Origin of the sequence: Streptomyces colonosanans (assembly GCF_001866645.1) — a bacterium.
Classification (GTDB): domain Bacteria; phylum Actinomycetota; class Actinomycetes; order Streptomycetales; family Streptomycetaceae; genus Streptomyces; species Streptomyces colonosanans.
Window position 1 is genome coordinate 70,280 of record NZ_MLYP01000013.1, and the last position, 20,290, is coordinate 90,569.

Annotated in this window: 14 protein-coding genes and 1 pseudogene; 8 read left to right on the forward strand and 7 right to left on the reverse strand. The window is 70.5% G+C overall.

The features are described 5' to 3' along the window. The first annotated feature begins 318 nt into the window (after window positions 1-318). On the forward strand, window positions 319-1,887 hold the full coding sequence (locus BIV24_RS06035; RefSeq protein ID WP_071365104.1) for an alpha/beta hydrolase: 1,569 nt from the start codon (window positions 319-321) through the stop codon (window positions 1,885-1,887). A 42-nt stretch (window positions 1,888-1,929) separates the two neighbouring features. Here the strand turns inward: BIV24_RS06035 and BIV24_RS06040 are convergent, their stop codons facing one another. Next, window positions 1,930-3,180: an arginine deiminase gene (locus BIV24_RS06040; RefSeq protein ID WP_071365105.1), complete on the reverse strand. Its 1,251-nt coding sequence runs from the start codon at window positions 3,178-3,180 to the stop codon at window positions 1,930-1,932. Window positions 3,181-3,443: 263 nt separating this feature from the next. Here BIV24_RS06040 and BIV24_RS06045 point away from each other — a divergent pair, with 263 nt between their 5' ends. Both BIV24_RS06045 and BIV24_RS06050 read left to right on the forward strand, forming a co-directional pair. Next, window positions 3,444-4,541, forward strand: coding sequence for a baeRF3 domain-containing protein (locus tag BIV24_RS06045; RefSeq protein WP_071365106.1), 1,098 nt, complete (start codon window positions 3,444-3,446; stop codon window positions 4,539-4,541). 429 nt (window positions 4,542-4,970) lie between these two features. Beyond that, a complete protein-coding gene (locus tag BIV24_RS06050; RefSeq protein WP_071365107.1) occupies window positions 4,971-6,371 on the forward strand; it encodes a PP2C family protein-serine/threonine phosphatase in 1,401 nt (466 codons plus the stop codon). Between the two features lie 55 nt (window positions 6,372-6,426). Here the strand turns inward: BIV24_RS06050 and BIV24_RS06055 are convergent, their stop codons facing one another. Beyond that, window positions 6,427-7,926, reverse strand: coding sequence for a DNA-binding protein NsdB (locus BIV24_RS06055; RefSeq protein WP_071365108.1), 1,500 nt, complete (start codon window positions 7,924-7,926; stop codon window positions 6,427-6,429). Between the two features lie 233 nt (window positions 7,927-8,159). Here BIV24_RS06055 and BIV24_RS06060 point away from each other — a divergent pair, with 233 nt between their 5' ends. Next, complete coding sequence (locus BIV24_RS06060; protein ID WP_071365109.1) at window positions 8,160-9,296, forward strand: aminoglycoside phosphotransferase family protein; 1,137 nt, start codon at window positions 8,160-8,162, stop codon at window positions 9,294-9,296. A 275-nt stretch (window positions 9,297-9,571) separates the two neighbouring features. Then, the gene (locus BIV24_RS06065; protein ID WP_071365110.1) at window positions 9,572-11,548 is read left to right on the forward strand and encodes an N-acetylmuramoyl-L-alanine amidase; all 1,977 of its coding nucleotides are present in this window, start codon (window positions 9,572-9,574) and stop codon (window positions 11,546-11,548) included. Window positions 11,549-11,683: 135 nt separating this feature from the next. Here BIV24_RS06065 and BIV24_RS06070 read toward each other — a convergent pair whose 3' ends face one another. The 4 genes from BIV24_RS06070 to BIV24_RS06085 all read right to left on the reverse strand — a co-directional run bounded on the left by BIV24_RS06070 (window position 11,684) and on the right by BIV24_RS06085 (window position 14,617). Next, the gene (locus BIV24_RS06070; protein ID WP_071365111.1) at window positions 11,684-12,181 is read right to left on the reverse strand and encodes a hypothetical protein; all 498 of its coding nucleotides are present in this window, start codon (window positions 12,179-12,181) and stop codon (window positions 11,684-11,686) included. Window positions 12,182-12,309: 128 nt separating this feature from the next. Continuing rightward, window positions 12,310-13,233, reverse strand: coding sequence for a universal stress protein (locus BIV24_RS06075; protein WP_071365112.1), 924 nt, complete (start codon window positions 13,231-13,233; stop codon window positions 12,310-12,312). A gap of 118 nt (window positions 13,234-13,351) precedes the next feature. Then, window positions 13,352-13,597: a DUF397 domain-containing protein gene (locus BIV24_RS06080; RefSeq protein ID WP_071365113.1), complete on the reverse strand. Its 246-nt coding sequence runs from the start codon at window positions 13,595-13,597 to the stop codon at window positions 13,352-13,354. Between the two features lie 180 nt (window positions 13,598-13,777). Continuing rightward, window positions 13,778-14,617, reverse strand: a complete 840-nt coding sequence (locus tag BIV24_RS06085) for an alpha/beta fold hydrolase (protein WP_071365114.1) — start codon at window positions 14,615-14,617, stop codon at window positions 13,778-13,780. Window positions 14,618-14,943: 326 nt separating this feature from the next. Here BIV24_RS06085 and BIV24_RS06090 point away from each other — a divergent pair, with 326 nt between their 5' ends. Both BIV24_RS06090 and BIV24_RS06095 read left to right on the forward strand, forming a co-directional pair. Next, the gene (locus BIV24_RS06090; protein WP_071365115.1) at window positions 14,944-16,167 is read left to right on the forward strand and encodes an RNA-guided endonuclease InsQ/TnpB family protein; all 1,224 of its coding nucleotides are present in this window, start codon (window positions 14,944-14,946) and stop codon (window positions 16,165-16,167) included. A gap of 60 nt (window positions 16,168-16,227) precedes the next feature. Then, window positions 16,228-16,617, forward strand: a pseudogene (locus tag BIV24_RS06095) (phenylacetate--CoA ligase); the annotation flags it as partial. A 50-nt stretch (window positions 16,618-16,667) separates the two neighbouring features. On the opposite strand, the gene BIV24_RS06100 reads toward BIV24_RS06095, so the two are convergent. Further along, the gene (locus BIV24_RS06100; protein WP_071365117.1) at window positions 16,668-18,167 is read right to left on the reverse strand and encodes an acyl-CoA synthetase; all 1,500 of its coding nucleotides are present in this window, start codon (window positions 18,165-18,167) and stop codon (window positions 16,668-16,670) included. Window positions 18,168-18,436: 269 nt separating this feature from the next. Between BIV24_RS06100 and BIV24_RS06105 the strand changes: the two genes are divergently transcribed. Further along, a complete protein-coding gene (locus tag BIV24_RS06105) occupies window positions 18,437-20,212 on the forward strand; it encodes a serine hydrolase domain-containing protein (protein WP_071365118.1) in 1,776 nt (591 codons plus the stop codon). The last annotated feature ends 78 nt before the right edge of the window (window positions 20,213-20,290 follow it).

A 20,290-nucleotide genomic window follows, 5' to 3' on the forward strand; every position in this document is an offset into this window, starting at 1 on the left:
TCCGGGTAACCCGTTTCATCGGTTCCCTGCCTTCCACACATGGTCGCGGGCACTCGCCCGCACTCGATAAAACGCAGGCAAAGCATCCGAGTTATGGCTTATCCGCCTTTCACTCGATCGAGTGGCACGGTGATCGAACCATGGGAACACCGTCCTCGGGACGGATCCCACCGCGCCAGAAGGCCGACCGACGGTGGCGCACGGAGGGTACGCCACATCCGCGCGCCCCGCCCTCCCGGAGGCGCACCCCCGGGAGCCCGCCTATCGTGAGCGGAAGGCCGTCGCCGGATCCTCAGCCGGGGCGTCCCCGGAGGCACCATGCTGTCCATGCGCAGACGCCGTGCGATCGCCACGGCGGCGGCCACGACCGCGGTGCTGGCCCTCTTGGGCACGGCGCTTCCGTCGGCGGTCGCGGCCGGCGGCGACCGCGACCTGTCTCGCTTCTACCGCCAGAAGATCTCCTGGTCCGCCTGCAAGGGCGAGGGCATGCCGAGAGACCTGCAGTGCGGGAAGGTGACGGTCCCCCTCGACTACGCGAGGCCTTCCGCCGGCACGCTCGACCTGGCGCTGGCCCGCTTCCCGGCGACCGGGGGGTCCCGGGGATCCGTACTGCTGAACTTCGGCGGCCCCGGCCGCGCGGGCGTTTCCCAACTCGCCTCGGCCGGATTGGAGTTCATGGACCTGGCGAAGTCCTACGACCTGGTGACGTTCGACCCGCGCGGTGTCGGCCGGTCCTCGCCCGTCAGCTGCGGAGAGGACACGGACGGGACGACGGGTACGACGGGTGTCCCCGCCGAAGAGAGCGATCCCCGGGCCGCTCTCCAGCAGATGCGAAAGTTGGCCGAGCAGTGCGCCCGGCACTCCGGGCCGGTACTGGCGCACATGGGGACCGTCGACGCCTCCCGCGATCTGGACGTGATGCGCCAGGCCCTCGGCGACAAGAAACTGAACTACCTCGGCTTCTCCTACGGCACGCGGCTGGGCGCGGTGTACGCGGCCCAGTTCCCGACGAAGGTGGGCCGGATGGTGCTCGACGGTGTGGACACGCTCACCGAGCCCCTGGCTGAGCAGGGCCTGGCGGGCGCGCGGGGTCAGCAGATCGCCCTGGAGGACTTCCTCGCCTGGTGCGTCAAGAACGTGGCCTGCCCCTTCGGACAGGACGCGCGTTCGGCCCGGGAGCAGGTGGTCCGGCTCGTCGACTCGCTGGACAGGAACCCCGTACCGACCGCCCTCGGCCTGCCGTTCTCGGGGCAGGACCTGGTCGACGGGATCGGGCAGGCACTGTTCAGCGAGCGGCTGTGGCCGGCGCTGGAGCAGGCGCTGTCCCGGCTCGTGGAGAAGGGCGACCCCGGCGGGATCATGCGCTTCTCCAGCGGCGCCCTGGCCGTGCCGTCCGCCCGTGAGACCGGTGGCGGGCTCGTCGACCCCGCGGACGTGCCCGACGACAACCTGCCGGCCGCGCTGATGGCCGTCAACTGCGCGGACGACCCGGACCGGCCGAGCGCCGACCGGATCGTCCAGGACCTCCCCCGGCTGCGCAGCCGCTACGAGGAGGCGTCCCCGGTCTTCGGACCGCACCGCCTCTCGCAGGTGCTGATGTGCTACGGACGTCCCCCGGGCACCGACTTCATCCGGAAGGAGGTGAAGGACGTCCACACCGCGAAGATGCTGCTCGTCGGCACACGCGGGGATCCTGCGACCCCGTACCGCTGGACGCTGGAGACCGCCAGGCGCCTCGGCCCGTCGGCAGTGGTCCTCGACAACAAGGGTGAGGGCCACACCGGATACACGTCCTCCAGGTGCGTTCACGCGAAGGTCGACGCCTTCCTCCTGGACGGCACGTTGCCTGCCGACGGCAGCACGTGCGGTTCGGAACGACCGCACTGAGCCGGGGCGCTGATGCCCCGACGGGCGATGCCTGCCGCGGCGTCAGACCGGATCCCGGATGATCGGGCAGGTCATGCAGTGCCCGCCGCCCCGTCCTCGTCCCAGTTCCGCGCCGACAATGGTGATGACCTCCACGCCCGCCTTGCGCAGGAGCGTGTTGGTCTGGGTGTTGCGGTCGTAGGTGAAGACCACGCCCGGCTCCACGGCGACCGCGTTGTTGCCGCTGTCCCACTGCTGGCGCTCGGAGGCGTACACGTCCCCGCCCGTCTCGACCACCCGCAGCCCGGGCAGGCGGAGCGCCTTGGCGACGACGTCCACGAAGGGGCGCGCGCCCTCGTCGACGGGTTCGATGCCCGGGGCCTGGTCGGCGGGCCGCAGGGAGAAGGTGTGGACGCCGTCCATGATGGCCGGGTAGAGCGTCACCAGGTCCCGGTCGGCGAAGGTGAAGACGGTGTCGAGGTGCATGGCGGAGCGCAGCTTCGGCATGCCGGCCACGATGACGTGCTCGGCGGCACCGTTCCGGAACAGGGCCGCCGCGACCTGGGTGATCGCCTGCCGTGAGGTGCGTTCGCTCATGCCCATCAGTACGACACCGCCGCCGACCGGCATGATGTCTCCGCCCTCGAACGTGGCCTGTCCCCAGTCGAGTTCGGGGTCACCCCACCAGACGGTGGACCCCGCGAAGTCGGGGTGGAAGGCATAGACCGCCTTCATCAGCAGGGTCTCGTCATGGCGGGCGGGCCAGTACAGCGGGTTGAGGGTGAGTCCGCCGTACAGCCAGCACGTCGTGTCGCGGGTGTAGAGCGTGTTGGGCAGCGGCGGCATCAGGTACTCGCGCGCGCCGGTGGACTCGCGGGCCAGGGCGATGTGGCCGGTGCGGTACGCGTCGGGCAGGTCAGTGGTGGCGAGGCCGCCGATCAGGTGTTCGGCGAGCCGGGCGGGATCGAGGGACTCCAGGAAGGCGCGGGTGGTGTCGACGAGCCCGAGCCCGACCTCGTTGGCGGTGATCTTCCGGTCCAGCAGCCAGTCCCGGGCCCCGGGGACGCTCATGGTCTGTGCGAGCAGGTCGTGCAACTCCACCACCTCGACGCCGCGCCCGCGCAGCTTGTCGACGAAGTCAGCGTGGTCGCGCTGGGCGTTCTCCACCCACATGACGTCGTCGAAGAGCAGTTCTTCGGCGTTGGTGGGGGTCAGCCTGCGGTGGGCGAGACCGGGCGCGCAGACCAGTACCTTGCGCAGTCGCCCGACCTCGGAGTGCACACCGTACGCGGGGCGGGAGTCTTGACGGGTCACGATGAGCCTTTCCGGAGTGCGGCGGGGTCACGATCCGTCCCGGTGCCCTGCGCCAGGACGCCCGGAGCGGCACCGCCGAGCGCCCTGCCCCGGCCGCCCCCGTACGGCGCATGGGATGTCCTACGGCGGTCAGGTGCCGGCCTCCGTCGGCGATGCGGACGGTCACGGCCGACGGCCCGAGCGACATCGACAACCGATTATCTCGAATATTGTGTCGATTTGCCCCAAATGCCTTATCGGCGAATCCGCCCTATCGTGCTCATATGGAGCACGATCTGAGTCCCGCGACCCTCGCCGAGCTGCGGCGGCCACGCAGCTACCCCGCGGTGTCCGTGCTGACGCCGACGCACCGCCGTGGGCCCGACAACACCCAGGATCCGGTCCGGCTGCGCAATGTGGTGGCCGAGGCCAAGAAGCAGCTGGAGGCCGATCCCGCGGTCACCCGGGAACGGCGCAACGATGTCGTCCGGCAGCTCGACCAGGCCCTTGCGGAGGTGGACTTGTCGCACGCGGAGGACGGCCTCGTCATCTTCGCCGCACCGGGCGAGCACCAGGTCTGGTCACTGGCCCGTACGGTGCCCGAGCGCGTGGTGCTCTCGGACACCTTCCTGACCCGCAACCTCGTCTCCGCACAGGCCGCCGAGCGGCCGTTCTGGGTGCTGTCGGCCGCGGCTGACCGGGTGACGCTGTGGAGCGGCAGCATCGACCGCGTCACCGAGGATCACACCGGCGGCTTCCCGCTGACCAGGAGCCGCGAGAATTTCGACGCCGAGCGCCGGGAGCAGATCGGCAACACGCCGAGCATCTTCCGCGACGAGGAAACACGCCATTTCCTGCGCGAGGCCGACACGGCGCTGAGCGCGGTACTGCGCGAGCACCCGCGCCCGGTGTACATCACCGGCGAGCCGACGGCGCTGTCCTGCCTCGACGAGGTCGGCACCGTCTCCAAGGACGCCGTCCATGTCCCGCACGGTGGCCTCGCCCACGGCACTCCAGACGCCGTGTGGCAGGCACTCCGGCCCGTGATCGAGGCCCATGACCGCCAGGACATCGACACGGTGAGCCGTGAGCTGGTGACCGCACGCGGCCGCAAGGCGTTCGCCGCCGGCGTCGACGAGGTCTGGCAGAACGCCTCCGACGGCCGCATCCACCTCCTCGCGGTCGAGGAGAACTATCGCGTGACGGTCCGCGATGACGCCGGTGACCATTTGGTGCCGGCCGAGAGCGGCGATCTTGACGCCCGCGAGGACATCGTGGACGAGATCGTCGAGCGCTGCCTGGACACCGGGGCCGAGGTCCACTTCGTTCCGGACGGCACGCTGGGCGACGCGCAGGGCATCGCCGGGGTGCTGCGCTACTGAGGCCCTGCCCGTGCTGCCCTCCCTCCCCGCCACCTGCCCCGCCGGGGACAGTCGGTGGAGAGGGGGGGCACCCTGTGACAAGTGGGGCCCGAGGGGGGTCCGTGGCTCAAGAAGCCGATGCCGCCGGGTCCGGCGGGGGGCGCTACGCGTGGTGAGCGGAGGCACCCACGCATGTGTCGAACGCATATCTGAACATGGGACACACACGCCCGCACACCCCGTCGAGTACCGTACGTTACCTGCGACTTGACCACATCGGGCACGAGGGCTCTACATCCCGCACAGATACTCCACAGAGCCTGTGGCATATGCCAGAAGCACCACCGGATCGTGTGTTGCCAAATGCCTTACAGGGCATCGCAGGCTGTGCAACAGTCGTAACGGCCCTTCCGCCAGCCTTTGTGGAACCGTCCCCGCATCGGAGTGCCCATGCCACCCCATCTCTCCGCGGACCCTTCATCCGCCCGGCCACCCGAGCGCGGCGCGGTCGATGCGCTCATCTCGCAGACACGGCGGCTGCGCGGCGAAGTGGACGCGGTACGACGGGAGGCCCTCGAGGACGGCTCGGAGCTGGAGACCCGTTGGCAGCGCGCACTGTGCGATCTGGCACTGCACCAACTCAGCGATGTCGATGAGCACTTGGCGCAGCTGCGGGACGGCCCGCCCCCCGTGGCGGTCGAGGACCGCGACGCCCCGGCCGTCCCGCCCGCGCGCCCGGCGGGCTCGTTGCTCAGCCGGGTCGGCAGCGCGGAGTGGAATCTACTGACGGACGAGGCGAGTTGGTCCGGGGAGCTGTACCGGATCCTCGGGCGCGACCCTGCCGCCCCCGCGCTCACCCTCGACGAGTTTCCCTCGCTGGTGCACGACGACGACCGGCCGCTGCTGACGGCGATGGTCACGGACTGCCTGATCGACGGCAAACCCATCGACGGGGAGTTCCGGATCCTGCGCCCCGACGGTGGGGCGCGCACCGTGCACATGATGGGCGAGCCCGTGCTCGCCACCGACGGCAGCACCTCCTCGATGTGGGCCGTGCTGCGGGACGTCAGCGAGCTGCGCCGCTTCCGGCGAACCGTGGGCGAGGCCCGTGACTCACTGCAGCGCCACCGGTACCGAGCGCAGACCGAGCGCCGGGTCGCGGTCGCGTTACAGGAGGCCGTGCTGCCGCCATGGCACGGCTCCCTGCGGGTCCCGCAGCGGGGCCCGGGGACACTCGAACTGGCCGCCCACCACCTGCCGTCCTCCGCGGGCGCAGCGATCGGCGACTGGTACGACGCGCTCGAACTGCCCGACGGGGACACACTGCTCGCCGTCGGTGACCTCACCGGGAACGGGGTGTCCGCGGCCTCGGGCATGGCGACACTGGTCGGGGCCCTGCGCGGCATGGCCATGGCAGGCACCGAACCCGGCCCCCTGATGGGCCTGCTCAACCAGTTACTGGACGCCTCGACCCGGCCGTCCCTGGGCAGCGCCGTCTGCTGCCGTTACCGCCCCGCGACGCACACCCTGACCTGGGCGCAGGCAGGACACCCCGTCCCGCTGCTGTTCCGCGACGGGGCGGGGTGCGTGCCGGCGGCGCCGGACGGCGTACTGCTCGGGGCGACCTCGACAGCCACCTATGGACAGGCCGAAGTGACCCTGGAGAGAGGCGACCTGCTGCTCCTGCACACCGAGGGGCTACTCCCGCGGTGCAGCGGCACGGCGGCCGTCCAGAGGCTGCTCGACCTGGCTCCGCGCTTCAGCGCAGCCCGTACGGCCCAGGACTGTGTACGGACCGTGGTGGAAGAGTTCGGCGAGGCCTGCGTGCTCGCCGCCAGGATCGTCTCCTGACGAGGGGACCACGGCCTCCTGGAGCCGGACCCTACGCTGCTTGCACAGACCTCTCCTACGCCTGCGCGTCGTTGCCGCCTCTGGGCTTCGGCAGCCCCTTGGGCAAGGCCAATTCGATCTCCTCCCGCAGGTCCTGGATCTTCGGATAGCTGGAGTACTGGCCGGTGAGCCGGTACATCTCGCGCAGCCGGTCCCAGGTGCGGTGGGAGGAGTTCGCCCCCATCGACGTCAGGGCCAGACGTGCGTAGCGGTCCGCCTGCTCCGGGTCGTCGGCGATGAAGCACGCGGACGCGAGGGAGATGTGGTCGAAGATCTTCGACCGGTCCCGGCCGGTCCCGCGCAGCTCCAGCGCCTCCTTCGCGTGCCGCTGCGCGACGGCGGCCGCGCCCGGCTCGTGTTCGGCGAGAGTGCGATAGGCCAGCGCCTGCATGCCGTGCAGATCCGCCTCGTCGAACATCTGCATCCAGCTCGGCGGGGGCACATCCGCCTTGTCCGAGACGAACAGCTCCTCCGCCTCGCCGAGTGTGCGCCGCATGGCCTGACCCTTGCCCATCGAGGCCTGCGCCCAGGCCTCGATGGTGCTGAGCATGGCCTGAGTGCGGGGCAGCACCTGATCGCCGGAGCCGGACCTGGCGAGGTGCATCAGATCGAGTGCGTCGTCGGGTCGGCCGAGGTGCACCATCTGGCGGGCCGCGCGGGAGAGCGCCTCACCGGCACGAGGCCGGTCGCCGCCTTCACGGGCCGCGTGGGCGGCGATGACGAAGTACTTCTGTGCCGTGGGCTCCAGGCCGATGTCGTGCGACATCCAGCCGGCGAGGACGGCGAGGTTGGCGGCGACGCCCCACAGGCGCCGCTGCAGATGGTCGGGGTGCCGGTAGGAGAGCATGCCTCCCACTTCGTTGAGCTGTCCCACGACAGCCTTGCGCTGCAGCCCGCCGCCGCGGGCCGCGTCCCAGGCCCGGAACACCTCGACAGAGCGCTCCAGTTCCTCGACCTCCTGCGATCCGATGGGGGCGGCCTCGTAGCGGTCGTACCCAACTTGGTCGACATGCAGGGGATCGTCGAATGAGGGAGTGTCGGCCGCGAGGGCCGGATCGGTGTGCAGCCAGTCGTGCATGGCGCTGCTGAGTGCTGATCCTGCGGCGAGCGCGGCGCCCGCGCCCACCAAGCCGCGTCGGTTGAGCATGAGGTCCATTCCCGTGAATTCGGTGAGGACCGCAGCAGTCCGCTCGGGCGCCCAGGGAACTCCGTCGGGGTGCTGGGCACGCCCTTCGTCACGCCGTTTTCCCGGGCGTCCGTGCCGGACCAGACCGAGGTCCTCGATGGTCACGACACGACCGAGTCGCTCGGTGAACAGCGCCGCCATCACCCGTGGCACGGGATCGCGCGGGATCTCTCCCATGTCGATCCAACGCCGCACCCGCGAGGTGTCGGTCGCCAGCTGGGGGTGGCCCATGGCCGCCGCCTGCCGGTTGACCAGCCTCGCGAGTTCACCCTTGGACCAGCCGGCCAGGCCGAACAGATCCGCGAGGCGGGTGTTGGGTTGTCTGCTCACGTCAAGCCCCCAGGTTCTCGGCTGAGTTGACAGTAGCCCTCCGTCAGTTGCTTCGGGACTATTCGCCAGGGTTCGCCAGGGTGCGCCAGATGGTGTGCCACGGGGCATCGGGTGTCAGGTAGGAACGCGCCACCCCGACCCGGCCGCCGCAGGGGCATTCCCCAGGGTGCACCCGCGGCGGCCGGGTCGGGCGGCGCTGAACTCGCAGGCACACGAAGGGATCTGTCTCGCCTATGTACGCAGCATCGTCCTCCGTGTCCGCCCCGCCCCGGTCGCTGCGCTCCCGCCCGGGCGTCGGCGGCCCCTATCTCGACTCCGCGCGACCCGCGTCCCCCGCGCTCGCCACCGCCAGGGCGCGACGCGTTCCGGGGGTCGGCGCCCCACCGCTCAGCGGGAAAATCGACTTGTCCGGCCCGCAGGGCGCGCAACTGCGCACCGCCATCGCCTCGGTGCACCGCATCTGTCCGGAGTTCTCCCCGGTGCAAGTGCTGCGCCACAACGGGCGCTCCGTACTCATCGTCGGCACGACAGGACGCACCACGGCGGTCGCCAAATGCTTAATCGACCGCTCCCCCGTCTGGTCGGAACGCATCCGGCACGAAATAGCGGCATACCGGTCGTTCGTCCGACACCGGCCACCGGTACGCGTACCCCGGCTGATCGCGGCGGACCCGGACAACTGCACGCTGGTGATCGAGCGGACGCCGGGCCGGGTCGCCGCCCTCCAGCGGCATCCGAGGGAGGCACCGCCGCGCGGCGACATCCGTACGGCGCTGGGCGCGATCTGCCGGCTGAACGCATGGCGTCCGCCGGCGGGGACGTTCGTGGCCCCGCTGGACTACGCGGAGCGGATCGCGCGTTTCCATGATCTGGGCCTGCTCACGGACCGGGACATGGGCGACCTGCAGAAGCTGCTGCACGACATCGCTCACGCGGCGGGCCGGCAAGGTATGGGGCAGTTCTGTCATGGAGACGCGCTCCTGTCGAACATCCTGCTCTCACCGGCGGGTCCGGTGCTGGTGGACTGGGAGCACGCGGGCTGGTATCTGCCCGGATACGACCTGGCGACGCTGTGGACAGTCCTCGGCGACGCCCCGGACGCCCGACGTCAGATCAGCCAGATCGCACAGTCGGCGGGACCGGCCTCGCGTGATGCCTTCCTGGTGAACCTGATGCTCGTCCTCACCCGTGAGATCCGCAGGTACGAGACGGCCGTGCAGCGTTCGATGCACGAGGCGACCTCGGCGGCACCGGGAGCGGCCCACCCGGGCACATCGTCCGGTGAGGAACAGCGATTGCTGCTGCGGCGGCTGCACGACGACTGCCAGTTGGCTCGGCGGGCCGTACGAGCGGCGGTCGGCACTCGCTGAGCGAATGACGGTCCGCGGAGCGTTGGTGCCCCGCGGGCCCTCGTCCTGTCCGGTCGCCGGGACAGCCGCGCAGAACGCACCCGTTCAGATCATTGGTCCACTCCACTGACGCCCCGCAGGCCGAGCTGCTGTCGCCACGAAACTCCTCGCCACCGCCGCTGACATGGGAAATCGCCTCCGACTGGGCATGATTGACGGATCGTCGCAGAGCCGGTACCACTGACGCACGTTCGGCCCCGCACGTCCCAGAGCGCCCACCGTCCCAGGAGGCTGCATTGCGAGGATCCGCCACCGCCCCCAACGCCCCCGCCGGGCGCAGACGCGCCCTCAGAACGGCAGGCGCCGTCGCCTCGGCGGCGCTGCTGCTGCCGGTGCTGCTGGGCGCCGCCCCGACCCCCGAACGGCACCCCTCGGCCGGTCTGCAGGGTGCCTTCGCCGCCGCGGCCGCCGAGTACCACGTGCCGCAGAGCGTGCTGCTCGGTGTCTCCTACCTGCAGTCCCGCTGGGACGCGCACGGCGGCGCGCCGAGCGTCACGGGCGGCTTCGGCCCGATGCATCTCACCGACGCCCGCGCCGCGATCACCGAGGCCCCGCACCACAGTGAGGGCACGGAGGACGCCCGCGGCGACCAGGCCCGTGCCGCGCTGCTGCCCACGACGAAGGTCCCCGAGAACGCCGAGCTGCCGGCCCGGCTGAACACGCTGACGAAGGCCGCCACGCTGACCGGCATCCCAGCGGAACGGCTGCGCACCGACCCGGCGGCCAACATCGCGGGCGGCGCCGCACTGCTCGCCGCCGCACAGAAGCACCTCGGCCAGCCGCTGACCGCCGACCCGGGCGAGTGGTACGGGGCGGTGGCGACGTTCTCGGGCGCGGACGACAGCGCGACGGCGGCCGCGTACGCCGCCGACGTCTTCCAGGTGATGCGCGGCGGTGAGCGGCGTACCACGGACTCCGGACAGAGCGTCACGCTGGCCGCACAGCCGGGCCTGGCACCCGACACGGCGCAGCTGAAGCGCGCCGGACTGCGCGCGGGCGGCACGGCCGGGACCGAGTGCCCGCAGAGTGTGTCCTGCGAGTGGATCCCGGCGCCGTACGAGGAGTTCGGTGAGGGCGACTTCGGCAACCACGACCTGGGCGACCGGCCCTCGTCGCAGAGCATCAAGTACATCGTCATCCATGACACCGAAGGCCGGTGGGACGGCGTCCTCAATCTGATCAAGGACCCGACGTATGTGTCCTGGAACTACACGCTGCGGTCGACGGACGGGCACATCGCCCAGCACGTCAAGGCCAAGGACGTGGCCTGGCACGCGGGTAACTGGGACATCAACGCCAGGTCCGTCGGCCTCGAGCACGAGGGCTTCCTGGTCTCGCCGGACACCTGGTACACCGAGGCGATGTACCGCTCGTCGGCCCGGCTGGTGAAGTACCTCGCCGGGAAGTACGGCATCCCGCTGGACCGGCAGCACATCCTGGGGCACGAGAACGTGCCGGGCCCGACGACCTCCTCCGTCCCGGGCATGCACACGGACCCGGGCCCGTACTGGGACTGGCGGCACTACTTCGAGCTGCTCGGCAAGCCGTTCCACACCACGGCCGATCCCGACGGCGGCCTGGTGACAATCCTGCCGGACTACGCGAAGAACCGTCCCGAGTACACCGGCTGCACCGCCCCCGGACAGCCGTGCGCGCCGCACGGCTCCAGCGAGGTGCGCCTGTACAGCAAGCCGGACGAGACCTCGCCGCTGATCAAGGACATCGGGCTGCGTCCCGGGGGCGGCGACTCCACGATCGACGTGAACGACGTGGGCTCGCGGGTCTCCACCGGTCAGCAGTATGCGGTCGCCGACCGTGACGGGGACTGGACGGCGATCTGGTACCTGGGCCAGAAGGCCTGGTTCAAGAACCCGAAGAAGCAGTCGACGGCGGTGAACGCGTCCGGGCTCGTGGTGATGCCCAAGGACGGACTCGCGGACATCCCGGTGTACGGCCGGGCGTATCCGGAGAAGGGGGCCTACCCCGCGGGCGTGCCCGTGCAGTCGGTCTCGCCGCTGTCCTACCGGCTGCCGGCGGGCCAGAAGTACGTCGTCGGCGACGAGATGGCGGGCGAGTACTACTACTCGGCCACCTTCACCATGGACTCGCACAAGGTCGTGATCGGCAAGGACCGCTACTACGAGATCCAGTTCGGACACCGGGTGGCGTTCGTCCGGGCCGCGGACGTGCAGGTGGTGCCGTCGGCGTCGTAGTGCGGTGCGCAGGGCCGGGATCGCTCGCTGGTCCCGGCCCTCCGCGTGTCGCCGGGCGGCAAGAGATGCGACAAGCCGGACGGAACCCCGGACCGTCAGAGGTCCGGGGTCCCGTCCGAGCCGGTATGCCGGTCGTCAGCCCTGCTGGAACAGCTCCGCGGGCAACGGCTTCAGCAGTGCGTACAGGTCGTCGGTGATGGGGCGGTCCCAGGCGGTGATGGTCACCAGGACGTTGTCGCTCCGGTCGAACTGAACGCAGGAGATACGGCTCTCGGAGAGCTTGAGGCGGCGCACGATCAGGAGGTTGTCGCCCTGCATCACCGGCATGTCCTCGGTCCCGACGACGGTGACCTCCTCGTCGTTGTCCAGCGCGACGAGAAGCTGGCCCACCTCGAAGGGGATCTCGCCCTCGGCGACATCACGGGCCGGGGAGCCCTCCGGCAGGTTGCCGATGATCATCGCGGGGCCGCGGCCGCCGAACAGGTCGTAGCGCAGGAAGACGCCCTGGCAACTGCCGTCGGGAGCGGGGAGCAGACCCGCACCGAGATTGCCCGGCCAGTCCCCCGGGTCCATGGCCAGAACGTCGAAGTCGGGGCCTGCGGGGGTGGCGCTGCGGCGGCGGAGGAAGGACATGCCGCAATGGTACGTGCCCGGGCGGAAAGCGGGGTCTGGGGTGGGCCGCGGGGAGAGCCGCTCACGCGCCGCCGAGCGGGGCCGTTGGCGCGGGGCCCGTCCGTCCGATGCGGCGGCCGGGGGACCGGTCAGCCGTCGGTGCGGGCGGGCTCCGTCGCCGGGGGGATCACCGCGATGGGGCTCGCCGCGTGAAGCAGGACGGCCTGGGTCACCGAGCCGATCATGCGGGCGGGGGAGAAAAGGCGTCGGCGGTGGCGGCCCACGACGACCAGTTCGGCTTCCTTGGAGGCCGCGACCAGGTGGCCCGCGGCGTCGCCGGGCGGGGTCGAGAGGTCGACCTGCACATCCGGGTGCCGCTCGCGGTGGGCGGCGAGGAGGCTCGCGGCCAGGGTGCGGGTCTCGCCCTCCACGGCGTCCTCGTCGTCGCCCGGGGGGACCAGTTCGCCGGGCGTCGTCCAGATCCGCGCCGGGGGCCAGGGGTATGCGGCGATCACCTGCAGCCGGGCGCCGCGGCGGTCGGCCTCGGCGAAGGCGAAGGCGAGGCTGGCCTCGGCGGGGCTGTCGATGTGCAGGCCGACGACGACGCGCGGCCCCGGTGCGACGGGCGGGCCCTCGTGCACCTGTCGTCCCGGGCGCGGCACCACGACCACCGGACAGTCGGCGTCGCGTGCGGCGGCCACACCGCTGGAGCCGAGCAGCAGGCTGGCGAAGCCGCCGCGGCCCCGTGAGCCGAGCACCATCAGCTGAGCGCTGCCACCCAGTTCGGGCAGCACGGCGGCCGGGGCGCCGGCCAGCGACAGGTACTCCATGACCGGGCGCTCCGCCCGGCCCTCCAGCAGCGCCCGTACGTCGTCGAGCACCGGGTCCTCGTCCGGATCCGGGGGGCCGGCGACCAGGACCGTGACGTCGGGCTGCGCCCAGGACGCGTACTGCCGCACGTGGACCACGCGCAGCGGCGCCTCGCGCAGTCGTGCGGCGGTCAGCGCCCACTCCAGGGCGCGCAGACTGTCGTCCGATCCGTCGACGGCCGCGATGACCGGCAGGGTGCTCATGGGATTCTCGCCTCCGGCACACACAGTTGTGATCGCTCCGGGGCCAGCCTGACGTACGGGATGGCCTCAGGACGGGGTCACCGGCCGCGTGTCCGGACATTCCGCGCCGGGCGAGGGCTCACGTCAGATCGAACTCCCCCTCCCGCGCCCCCGACACGAACGCGCCCCATTCCGCGGGGGTGAAGATCAAGGAAGGGCTTTCGGGACGGTCACTGTTCCGCATGGCGATGAAGCCTTCGACGAAGGCGATCTGGACATCTCCGAGCCCTCGGCTGCTGGAGTGCCAGTCGGCGTTGCTGAGGTCCAGCTGCTCCGGTTTGTCCCAGCCGGTGAGCGGCTGCTGCTGGGTGGTGCTCTCGGCCACGTCCGTGCTCCTCCCGATTCGTCGTCCGCGGCCAGCCTATCGATCGTGTCCGACCGCCAAAAGGTCATGTCACCTTCTAAGCGGTGAACGACCGAGCGTGTCTGCCCGGTCGTTCACACAGCCGGAGCCGGTGTCCGTAAGTGAGCGGCGCCGCGCGGTGGGAAAGCCGCCGGCCAGGGCCTATGCCGGTCGGCCGAAGAAGTCGTCCACCCGGGCGGTGAACCGCTCGGGGTCGTCCAGCCACGGGTAGTGGCCGGCACCCGGTTGTACGGCGAACTCGGCATGGGGGACAGCCTCGGTGACGCGGCCCGCGAGTTCCGGGTAGCACCAGCCGTCGAGTTCGCCCGCGAGGAGGAGCACGGGCGCGGTCAGCCGCGCGAGTGCCGCCCGGGTGGTGGGCGGGTCGTAGGCGCCGTGGGAGCCATAGATGTCGGCCGCGGGCTCGTTGGTCTGCTGCTCGTCGGCGTCGGAGTGGGCGCGTGCCGCCGCGTCCCAGCGTCCGTACCAGAAGGGCATGAAGGCGGGGTCGAAGTCGCCGTGTCCCGTCAGCCATGCCTCGAAGACCGGGAAGGCGGCCTCGAACCAGGGCTCGTCCTTGCGTAGCCGGGCCGCTGCGAGCTGGTCCCCGGGAGTCGGGATCATGCCGAGGGCCCACGGGACGGCGGTGATCAGGGCGAGCCGCGCAACGCGCTCCGGATACCGGGCCGCGTAGAGCAGGGCGAGGCTCCCGCCCGCCGAGTGCGCGAGTACATCCATGCGCTCGAGGCCGAGATGCGCGCGCAGCGCCTCCACGTCGTCGACGAGCCGGTCGCATCGGTAGGTGGCCGGATCGGCGGGCACGGCCGAGTCCCCGGTGCCCCGCAGATCGAGTCGTACGAGCCGCCGGGAAGCCAGCCCGCCCAGATCTCCGAGATAGGTGCCGGCCCGCATGGGACCGCCCGGCAGCACGACGAGCGGATCCCCCTCGCCGCGCAGATGGTAGGTGAGCCGGGTCCCGTCGTAGGCGTCGAATTCAGGCATGTCCTTGATCTTCTCGGCCGGGACGGCCGGGCGACAACGGGTTTCCCCGCACGGGCGAGGAGGCCCGGCGGTTACGACCTGGGGAGCAAGAGGGAGTGGGTGAAGGAGCGGCGTCCGGTGCGGTCGCTCACGGCGTTGGCGGGTTGCTTTCGATGTCCGGTACCGCCCGCATGATCTCCTCCATGCACCACAGATGATCACCCGTGAACACCTTGTACCGGAACTCGGTCACAAAGTCCCAGTGAACATGCATCACGAAAAATCACTGCCGACCGATCCGGATATTCTGCATCTCCGCCATAACTCAGGTACGTAGAGTCCTCGGTGTGCAGCTTCGGTACAGCTTCCGCTTGTACCCGCAGCCTGGCCAGCGCACTGCGCTGGCAAGGGCGTTCGGGTGCGCCCGTGTCGTGTTCAACGACGCGGTACGCGCCCGCGAGGACGCCCGCAGGCAGGGCCTGCCGTTCCCGAAGGCCGCGGACCTGTCCCGCACCCTGATCACCCAGGCCAGACAGACCGCCGAGCGTGCGTGGCTGGGCGAGGTCTCCGCAGTGGTGCTGCAGCAGTCCCTGCGGGACGCCGAGAGCGCCTATCGCAACTTCTTCGCCTCGCTGAAAGGCGAACGCAAGGGACCGAAGCTGGGCGCGCCGCGCATGAAGTCCCGTAAGGACGCACGGCAGTCGATCCGGTTCACCACAAACGCCCGATGGTCCCTCACACCGTCCGGGCAGCTGAACCTGCCGAAGATCGGTGAAGTGCGGGTGAAGTGGTCCCGCACCCTGCCCGCTGTCCCGTCCAGCGTCACCGTGATCAAGGACGCTGCGGGCCGGTACTTCGCCTCCTTCGTCATCGACACCGACCCCGCCGCCGACGCGGCCCGCATGCCCCAGGCCGACCAGAGCATCGGCATCGACCTCGGACTGACCCACTTCGCCGTCCTGTCCGACGGCACGAAAATCGACTCCCCGCGGTTCCTGCGCCGCGCGGAGAAGAAGCTCAAGAAGGCCCAGCGGGAGCTGTCCCGCAAGCAGAAGGGATCGAAGAACCGGGCCAAGGCCCGCCTGAAGGTCGCCCACGCCCACGCAAAAGTGGCCGACGCGCGCCGTGAGTTCCACCACCAGTTGTCCACTCGGCTGATCCGTGAGAACCAAGCGGTGGCCGTGGAAGACCTGGCGGTCAAAGGCTTGGCGCGTACCCGGCTGGCCAAGAGTGTCCACGATGCGGGCTGGTCCCAGTTCGTGGGCATGCTGGAGTACAAGGCGGCCCGGTACGGGCGGACCTTCGTAAAGGTCGGACGGTTCGAGCCCACCAGCCAGGTGTGCTCCACCTGCGGCCACCACGACGGCCCCAAACCCCTGCACGTGCGGGAATGGACCTGCACCGCCTGCGGCACGGTCCACGACCGGGACCACAACGCCGCGAAGAACGTGAAATCGGCCGCCGGACTGGCGGTGACAGCCTGCGGAGCGCCGGTAAGACCAGAACCCGTTCTGGCACAGCGTGAAGAAACAGGAAGCCAGGGAATCCCACACGGAAACCGTGCCGCGTAGCGGCACAGCAACCCGTGGGACGGCCAGAATCCTCGAGCTTCAGCCCGAGGAGCATGTCAACGGACCCGCGACCTGAGCCGTCTGCTGCCGGGCACGGCCCGCGTCTTCCGGCGGATGGAGAAGATCACCGGCCGTAGCGACGACATGGTCATCCTGCGCGGTGTGAACCTCTTCCCCACCCAGATCGAGGAGATCGTGCTGCGCACACCGGGCGTGGCACCGCACTTCCAGCTCCGGCTCACCCGCGAGGGCCGGCTCGACGCGCTGACGGTGCGGGCAGAGGCCCGGCCCGGTGCCACACCCGAGCAGCGCGAGGCGGCCGCGCTCGCCATCACCGCCGCCGTGAAGGACGGGATCGGCGTCTCGGTCAGGGTCGAGATCGTCGAACCGGAGTCCCTGGAGCGGTCGGTGGGCAAGATCAGGCGCATCGTCGATCTGCGGTCGCGCTGAGTTGACGTGCTCCCCGTCCTACAGGACGGGCTCGCGCGCAAGATCACCGGTCAGTTCCCCGCGAACCGGTCCCGCAGTTCCCGCTTGAGGATCTTCCCGCTCGCGTTGCGCGGCAGCTCGCCGACGAACAGGACCCGCTTGGGCACCTTGAAGTGGGCGAGCTTCTCGCGCGTGTGGGCGAGGAGTTCGGCCTCGGACACCTCGCCGCGCGGTACGACGACCGCGGTGACCGCCTCGATCCAGCGCTCGTCCGGCAGCCCGATCACCGCGGCCTCGGCCACCCCCTCGTGGGTGTACAACGCCTCTTCGACCTGGCGTGAAGCGACCAGCACACCACCGGAGTTGATGACGTCCTTGACCCGGTCGACGATGGTGAAGTACCCCTCGGCGTCCCTGACGGCGAGGTCGCCGGAGTGGAACCAGCCGTCGCGGAAGGCCTCGGCGGTCTCTGCGGGTCTGTCCCAGTAGCCCTCGCACAACTGCGGTGACCGGTAGACGATTTCGCCCCGTTCCCCGTCCGGCACGTCCTTGCCCGACTCGTCGACGAGCTTCGCCTCGACGAACAGCACCGGGCGCCCGCAGGAGTCCATGCGGCCCTGGTGCTCGTCCGGCCCGAGGACCATGGCCAGCGGGCCGATCTCGCTCTGCCCGAAGCAGTTGTAGAAGGCGAGCTCCGGCAGCCGCTGCTCGATGCGTTCCAGGACGGGCACGGGCATGATCGAGGCGCCGTAGTAGGCCTTGCGCAGACCGGTCAGGTCGCGGGTGGCGAAGTCGGGGCGGCCCGCGAGGGCGATCCACACGGTGGGCGGCGCGAACAGGCTGTCCGCGCGGCCCGTCTCGATCAGGTCGAAGAGCCGGTCGCCGTCGGGTGCGTCCAGGATGACGTTCTCCGCACCGACGGCGAGGCAGGGCATCAGGAAGACGTGCATCTGCGCGGAGTGATAGAGCGGCAGCGAGTGCACCGGCCGGTCGCTCGCGCTCAGGTCGAGGGCCGTGATGGCGCTGAGGTACTCGTGCACCAGCGCGCGGTGGGTCATCATCGCGCCCTTGGGGAGGGCGGTGGTACCGGAGGTGTAGAGCAGCTGTACCAGGTCCTCGCCGCGCGGCTCCTCTCCGTCGTACGCCTCCGCCCTGGCAAGCCGCGCGAGCAGCGAGTCGTCCGCGTCCCGCAGGGGCAGCACCGGTACGCCCTCTGCGAGCTTCCCGGCGAGGTCCGGGTCCGCGAGGACGAGTGCGCAGCCGGACTGGTCGATGATGTACGCCAGATCGTCGCCGGTCAGGTTCTGGTTGACCGGCACATGCACCAGCCCGGCGCGGGCACAGGCCAGGAAGCCGATCAGATAGGCGTCGGAGTTGTGGCCGAACGCGCCGACCCGGTCGCCGGGGGCGAGTCCTCTCTCGCGCAGGACGCGGGCGGCACGGGAGACCGCGTCGTCGAGTTCCGCGTAGATCCAGGACCGTTCGCCGTAGCGGACCGCCACTCGCTCCGGGGTGCGCCGGGCGCTGCGCCGCAGCATGCCATCGACCGTGACGCTTCGTCCCGCCGTCATGCCGTGCTCCTCCGTGAGGTGGGGCTCGGTTCGCCCGGACCCTGACGTGATCCTCGTGGCGTCCCGCGCGGAAGGTCAAGGGCCGGGCGCAGTCGACGCGAAGTCACTCAACCGCCCACCGCCGGTGAGGGCGGTTCCGCCCCGACGGGTGGGACCGCCCACACACCGAGCGCCGACTTCTTGACACACCCTGCTGCTGACATGAATCTTTCACTCTGCACAGCGGTTCCGGAAAGTTTCTTTCAGGCGACGCGGCAGGAGGCTTCACGATGGCAGAGAGAGCGGACAGCGGACTGACCAGACGTCAACTCGGCGGTGTCACGGCGGCATTGGGTGGCGCCTTGATCCTCGCGCCACTCGCGGGGGCGCCGACCGCAACCGCGGCCGAGCAGTCAGGCCACCCCATGCTGCGGCACGGCTCCGCACAGCAGGCGGGTCTGCTTCCCGAGCACCTGCAGCACCTGGTCACCGACGCGGAAGCCTTCCTCGGCCCCTCCCCCAAGCACCCCTGGTACGCGGGCGCCGTACTGCTCGCCGGGCGAGGCGGCACGGTCGCCCTGCACCAGCCGATCGGGACGGCGGTGCGCTACTCGGCGTACGACGAGAAGACCGACACCGGAGTGGAGCTACCGGCCGACCGGCAGATCCCCATGGCCCGGGACACGGTCTTCGATCTGGCCTCCGTCTCCAAGCTGTTCACCTCGATCCTCGCCGTCCGGCAGCTGGAGCGCGGAACGCTGGAGCTTGAGGGCAAGGTGGCCGACTACCTGCCGGAGTTCGGCGGCGCGGGCAAGCAGGACATCACGATCCGTCAGCTCCTCACGCACACCTCCGGTTTCCGCGCCTGGATCCCCCTCTACGGCGCACCCACCCGCGAGGGGAAGCTCCAACTCATCTGGGACGAGTCCCCGCTGCACCCGCCCGGCACGACCTACCTCTACTCGGACCTGAACCTGATCTCCCTCCAGCTCGTCCTGGAGGCGATCACCGGTCAGCCTCTGGACGCCCTGCTGCGCAAGGAGATCACCACTCCCCTGGGGATGAGCAGCACCTGCTACAACCCACCGGCCTCCTGGAAGCCGAGGATCGCGGCGACGGAGGACGCCCGCAAGCCCTGGTCCGGACTCGACCGCGGGCTGGTCTGGGGAGAGGTGCACGACGAGAACGCCTACAGCCTCGGCGGTGTCGCGGGACACGCGGGCGTGTTCTCGAGCGCGTGGGACCTGGCGGTGCTCGGCCGGACGCTGCTGAACGGCGGTGCGTACGGGACCGCGCGCATCCTGGAGCCCGAGTCGGTGGAGTTGATGTTCACCGACTTCAACACCGCGTTCCCGGGCCAGGACCACGGGCTGGGCTTCGAGCTCTACCAGCATTGGTACATGGGCGCGATGGCCACGCCGCGCACGGCGGGACACACCGGCTTCACGGGCACGTGCCTCGTCCTCGATCCGACCACCGACTCCTTCCTGATCGTGCTGGGCAACTCCGTGCATCCCGTGCGCACCTGGCGGTCCGGTTCCGCACCCCGGGTGGCCGCGGGAAACAACCTGGCGCGGGCCGTTGCCGTGCGGCCGGCGCGCGGACGTACGGCCTGGTTCTCGGGGATGGCCAACTCCACCTCCGCCACCCTGACCCTGCCCGCGCTGGACACCGACGGCGGTGACGCCCGGCTGCGGTGCGACCTGTGGTGGGACACCGAGCCGGCGTCGGACGCAGTCTTCCTGGAGGCCTCCCGCGATGGCGGCGCGCACTGGGAGGCGGTGCCGTTCACGACGGTACGCGGCGGCCAGGATCCCGAGCGGCATCCGTCCGGCTCGGTCACCGGCTGGTCGGGACGGGTGTGGCACCAACTCACCGCGAACCTGCCGACGGCGGCGCGGCTCACCCTGCGGTGGCGGTACACGACCGACAAGCTGTACGTGGGCCGGGGCGCTTATGTGGACGGGCTGAAGATCGAGGCCGGCGGACAGGTCGTATTCAACGGGGCGCGACCGGCGGACGCGGCGCGGATCGAGGCGACGGGCTGGACCACGTCGACCGGCTGACACCGGACGGCCCTCCGCCGTTCCCGACGGTCGACCGGCTGTGTCCAACCGACCGGTCCAACTGATCGGTCAGACATC

Excerpts from the sequence above, each read along its gene's own strand:
- BIV24_RS06035 (WP_071365104.1), top strand. The coding sequence starts at position 319 with ATGCTGTCCATGCGCAGACGCCGTGCGATCGCCACGGCGGCGGCCACG.
- BIV24_RS06045 (WP_071365106.1), top strand. The coding sequence starts at position 3,444 with ATGGAGCACGATCTGAGTCCCGCGACCCTCGCCGAGCTGCGGCGGCCA.
- BIV24_RS06050 (WP_071365107.1), top strand. The coding sequence starts at position 4,971 with ATGCCACCCCATCTCTCCGCGGACCCTTCATCCGCCCGGCCACCCGAG.
- BIV24_RS06060 (WP_071365109.1), top strand. The coding sequence starts at position 8,160 with ATGTACGCAGCATCGTCCTCCGTGTCCGCCCCGCCCCGGTCGCTGCGC.
- BIV24_RS06070 (WP_071365111.1), bottom strand. The coding sequence starts at position 12,181 with ATGTCCTTCCTCCGCCGCCGCAGCGCCACCCCCGCAGGCCCCGACTTC.
- BIV24_RS06075 (WP_071365112.1), bottom strand. The coding sequence starts at position 13,233 with ATGAGCACCCTGCCGGTCATCGCGGCCGTCGACGGATCGGACGACAGT.
- BIV24_RS06085 (WP_071365114.1), bottom strand. The coding sequence starts at position 14,617 with ATGCCTGAATTCGACGCCTACGACGGGACCCGGCTCACCTACCATCTG.
- BIV24_RS06100 (WP_071365117.1), bottom strand. The coding sequence starts at position 18,167 with ATGACGGCGGGACGAAGCGTCACGGTCGATGGCATGCTGCGGCGCAGC.
- BIV24_RS06105 (WP_071365118.1), top strand. The coding sequence starts at position 18,437 with ATGGCAGAGAGAGCGGACAGCGGACTGACCAGACGTCAACTCGGCGGT.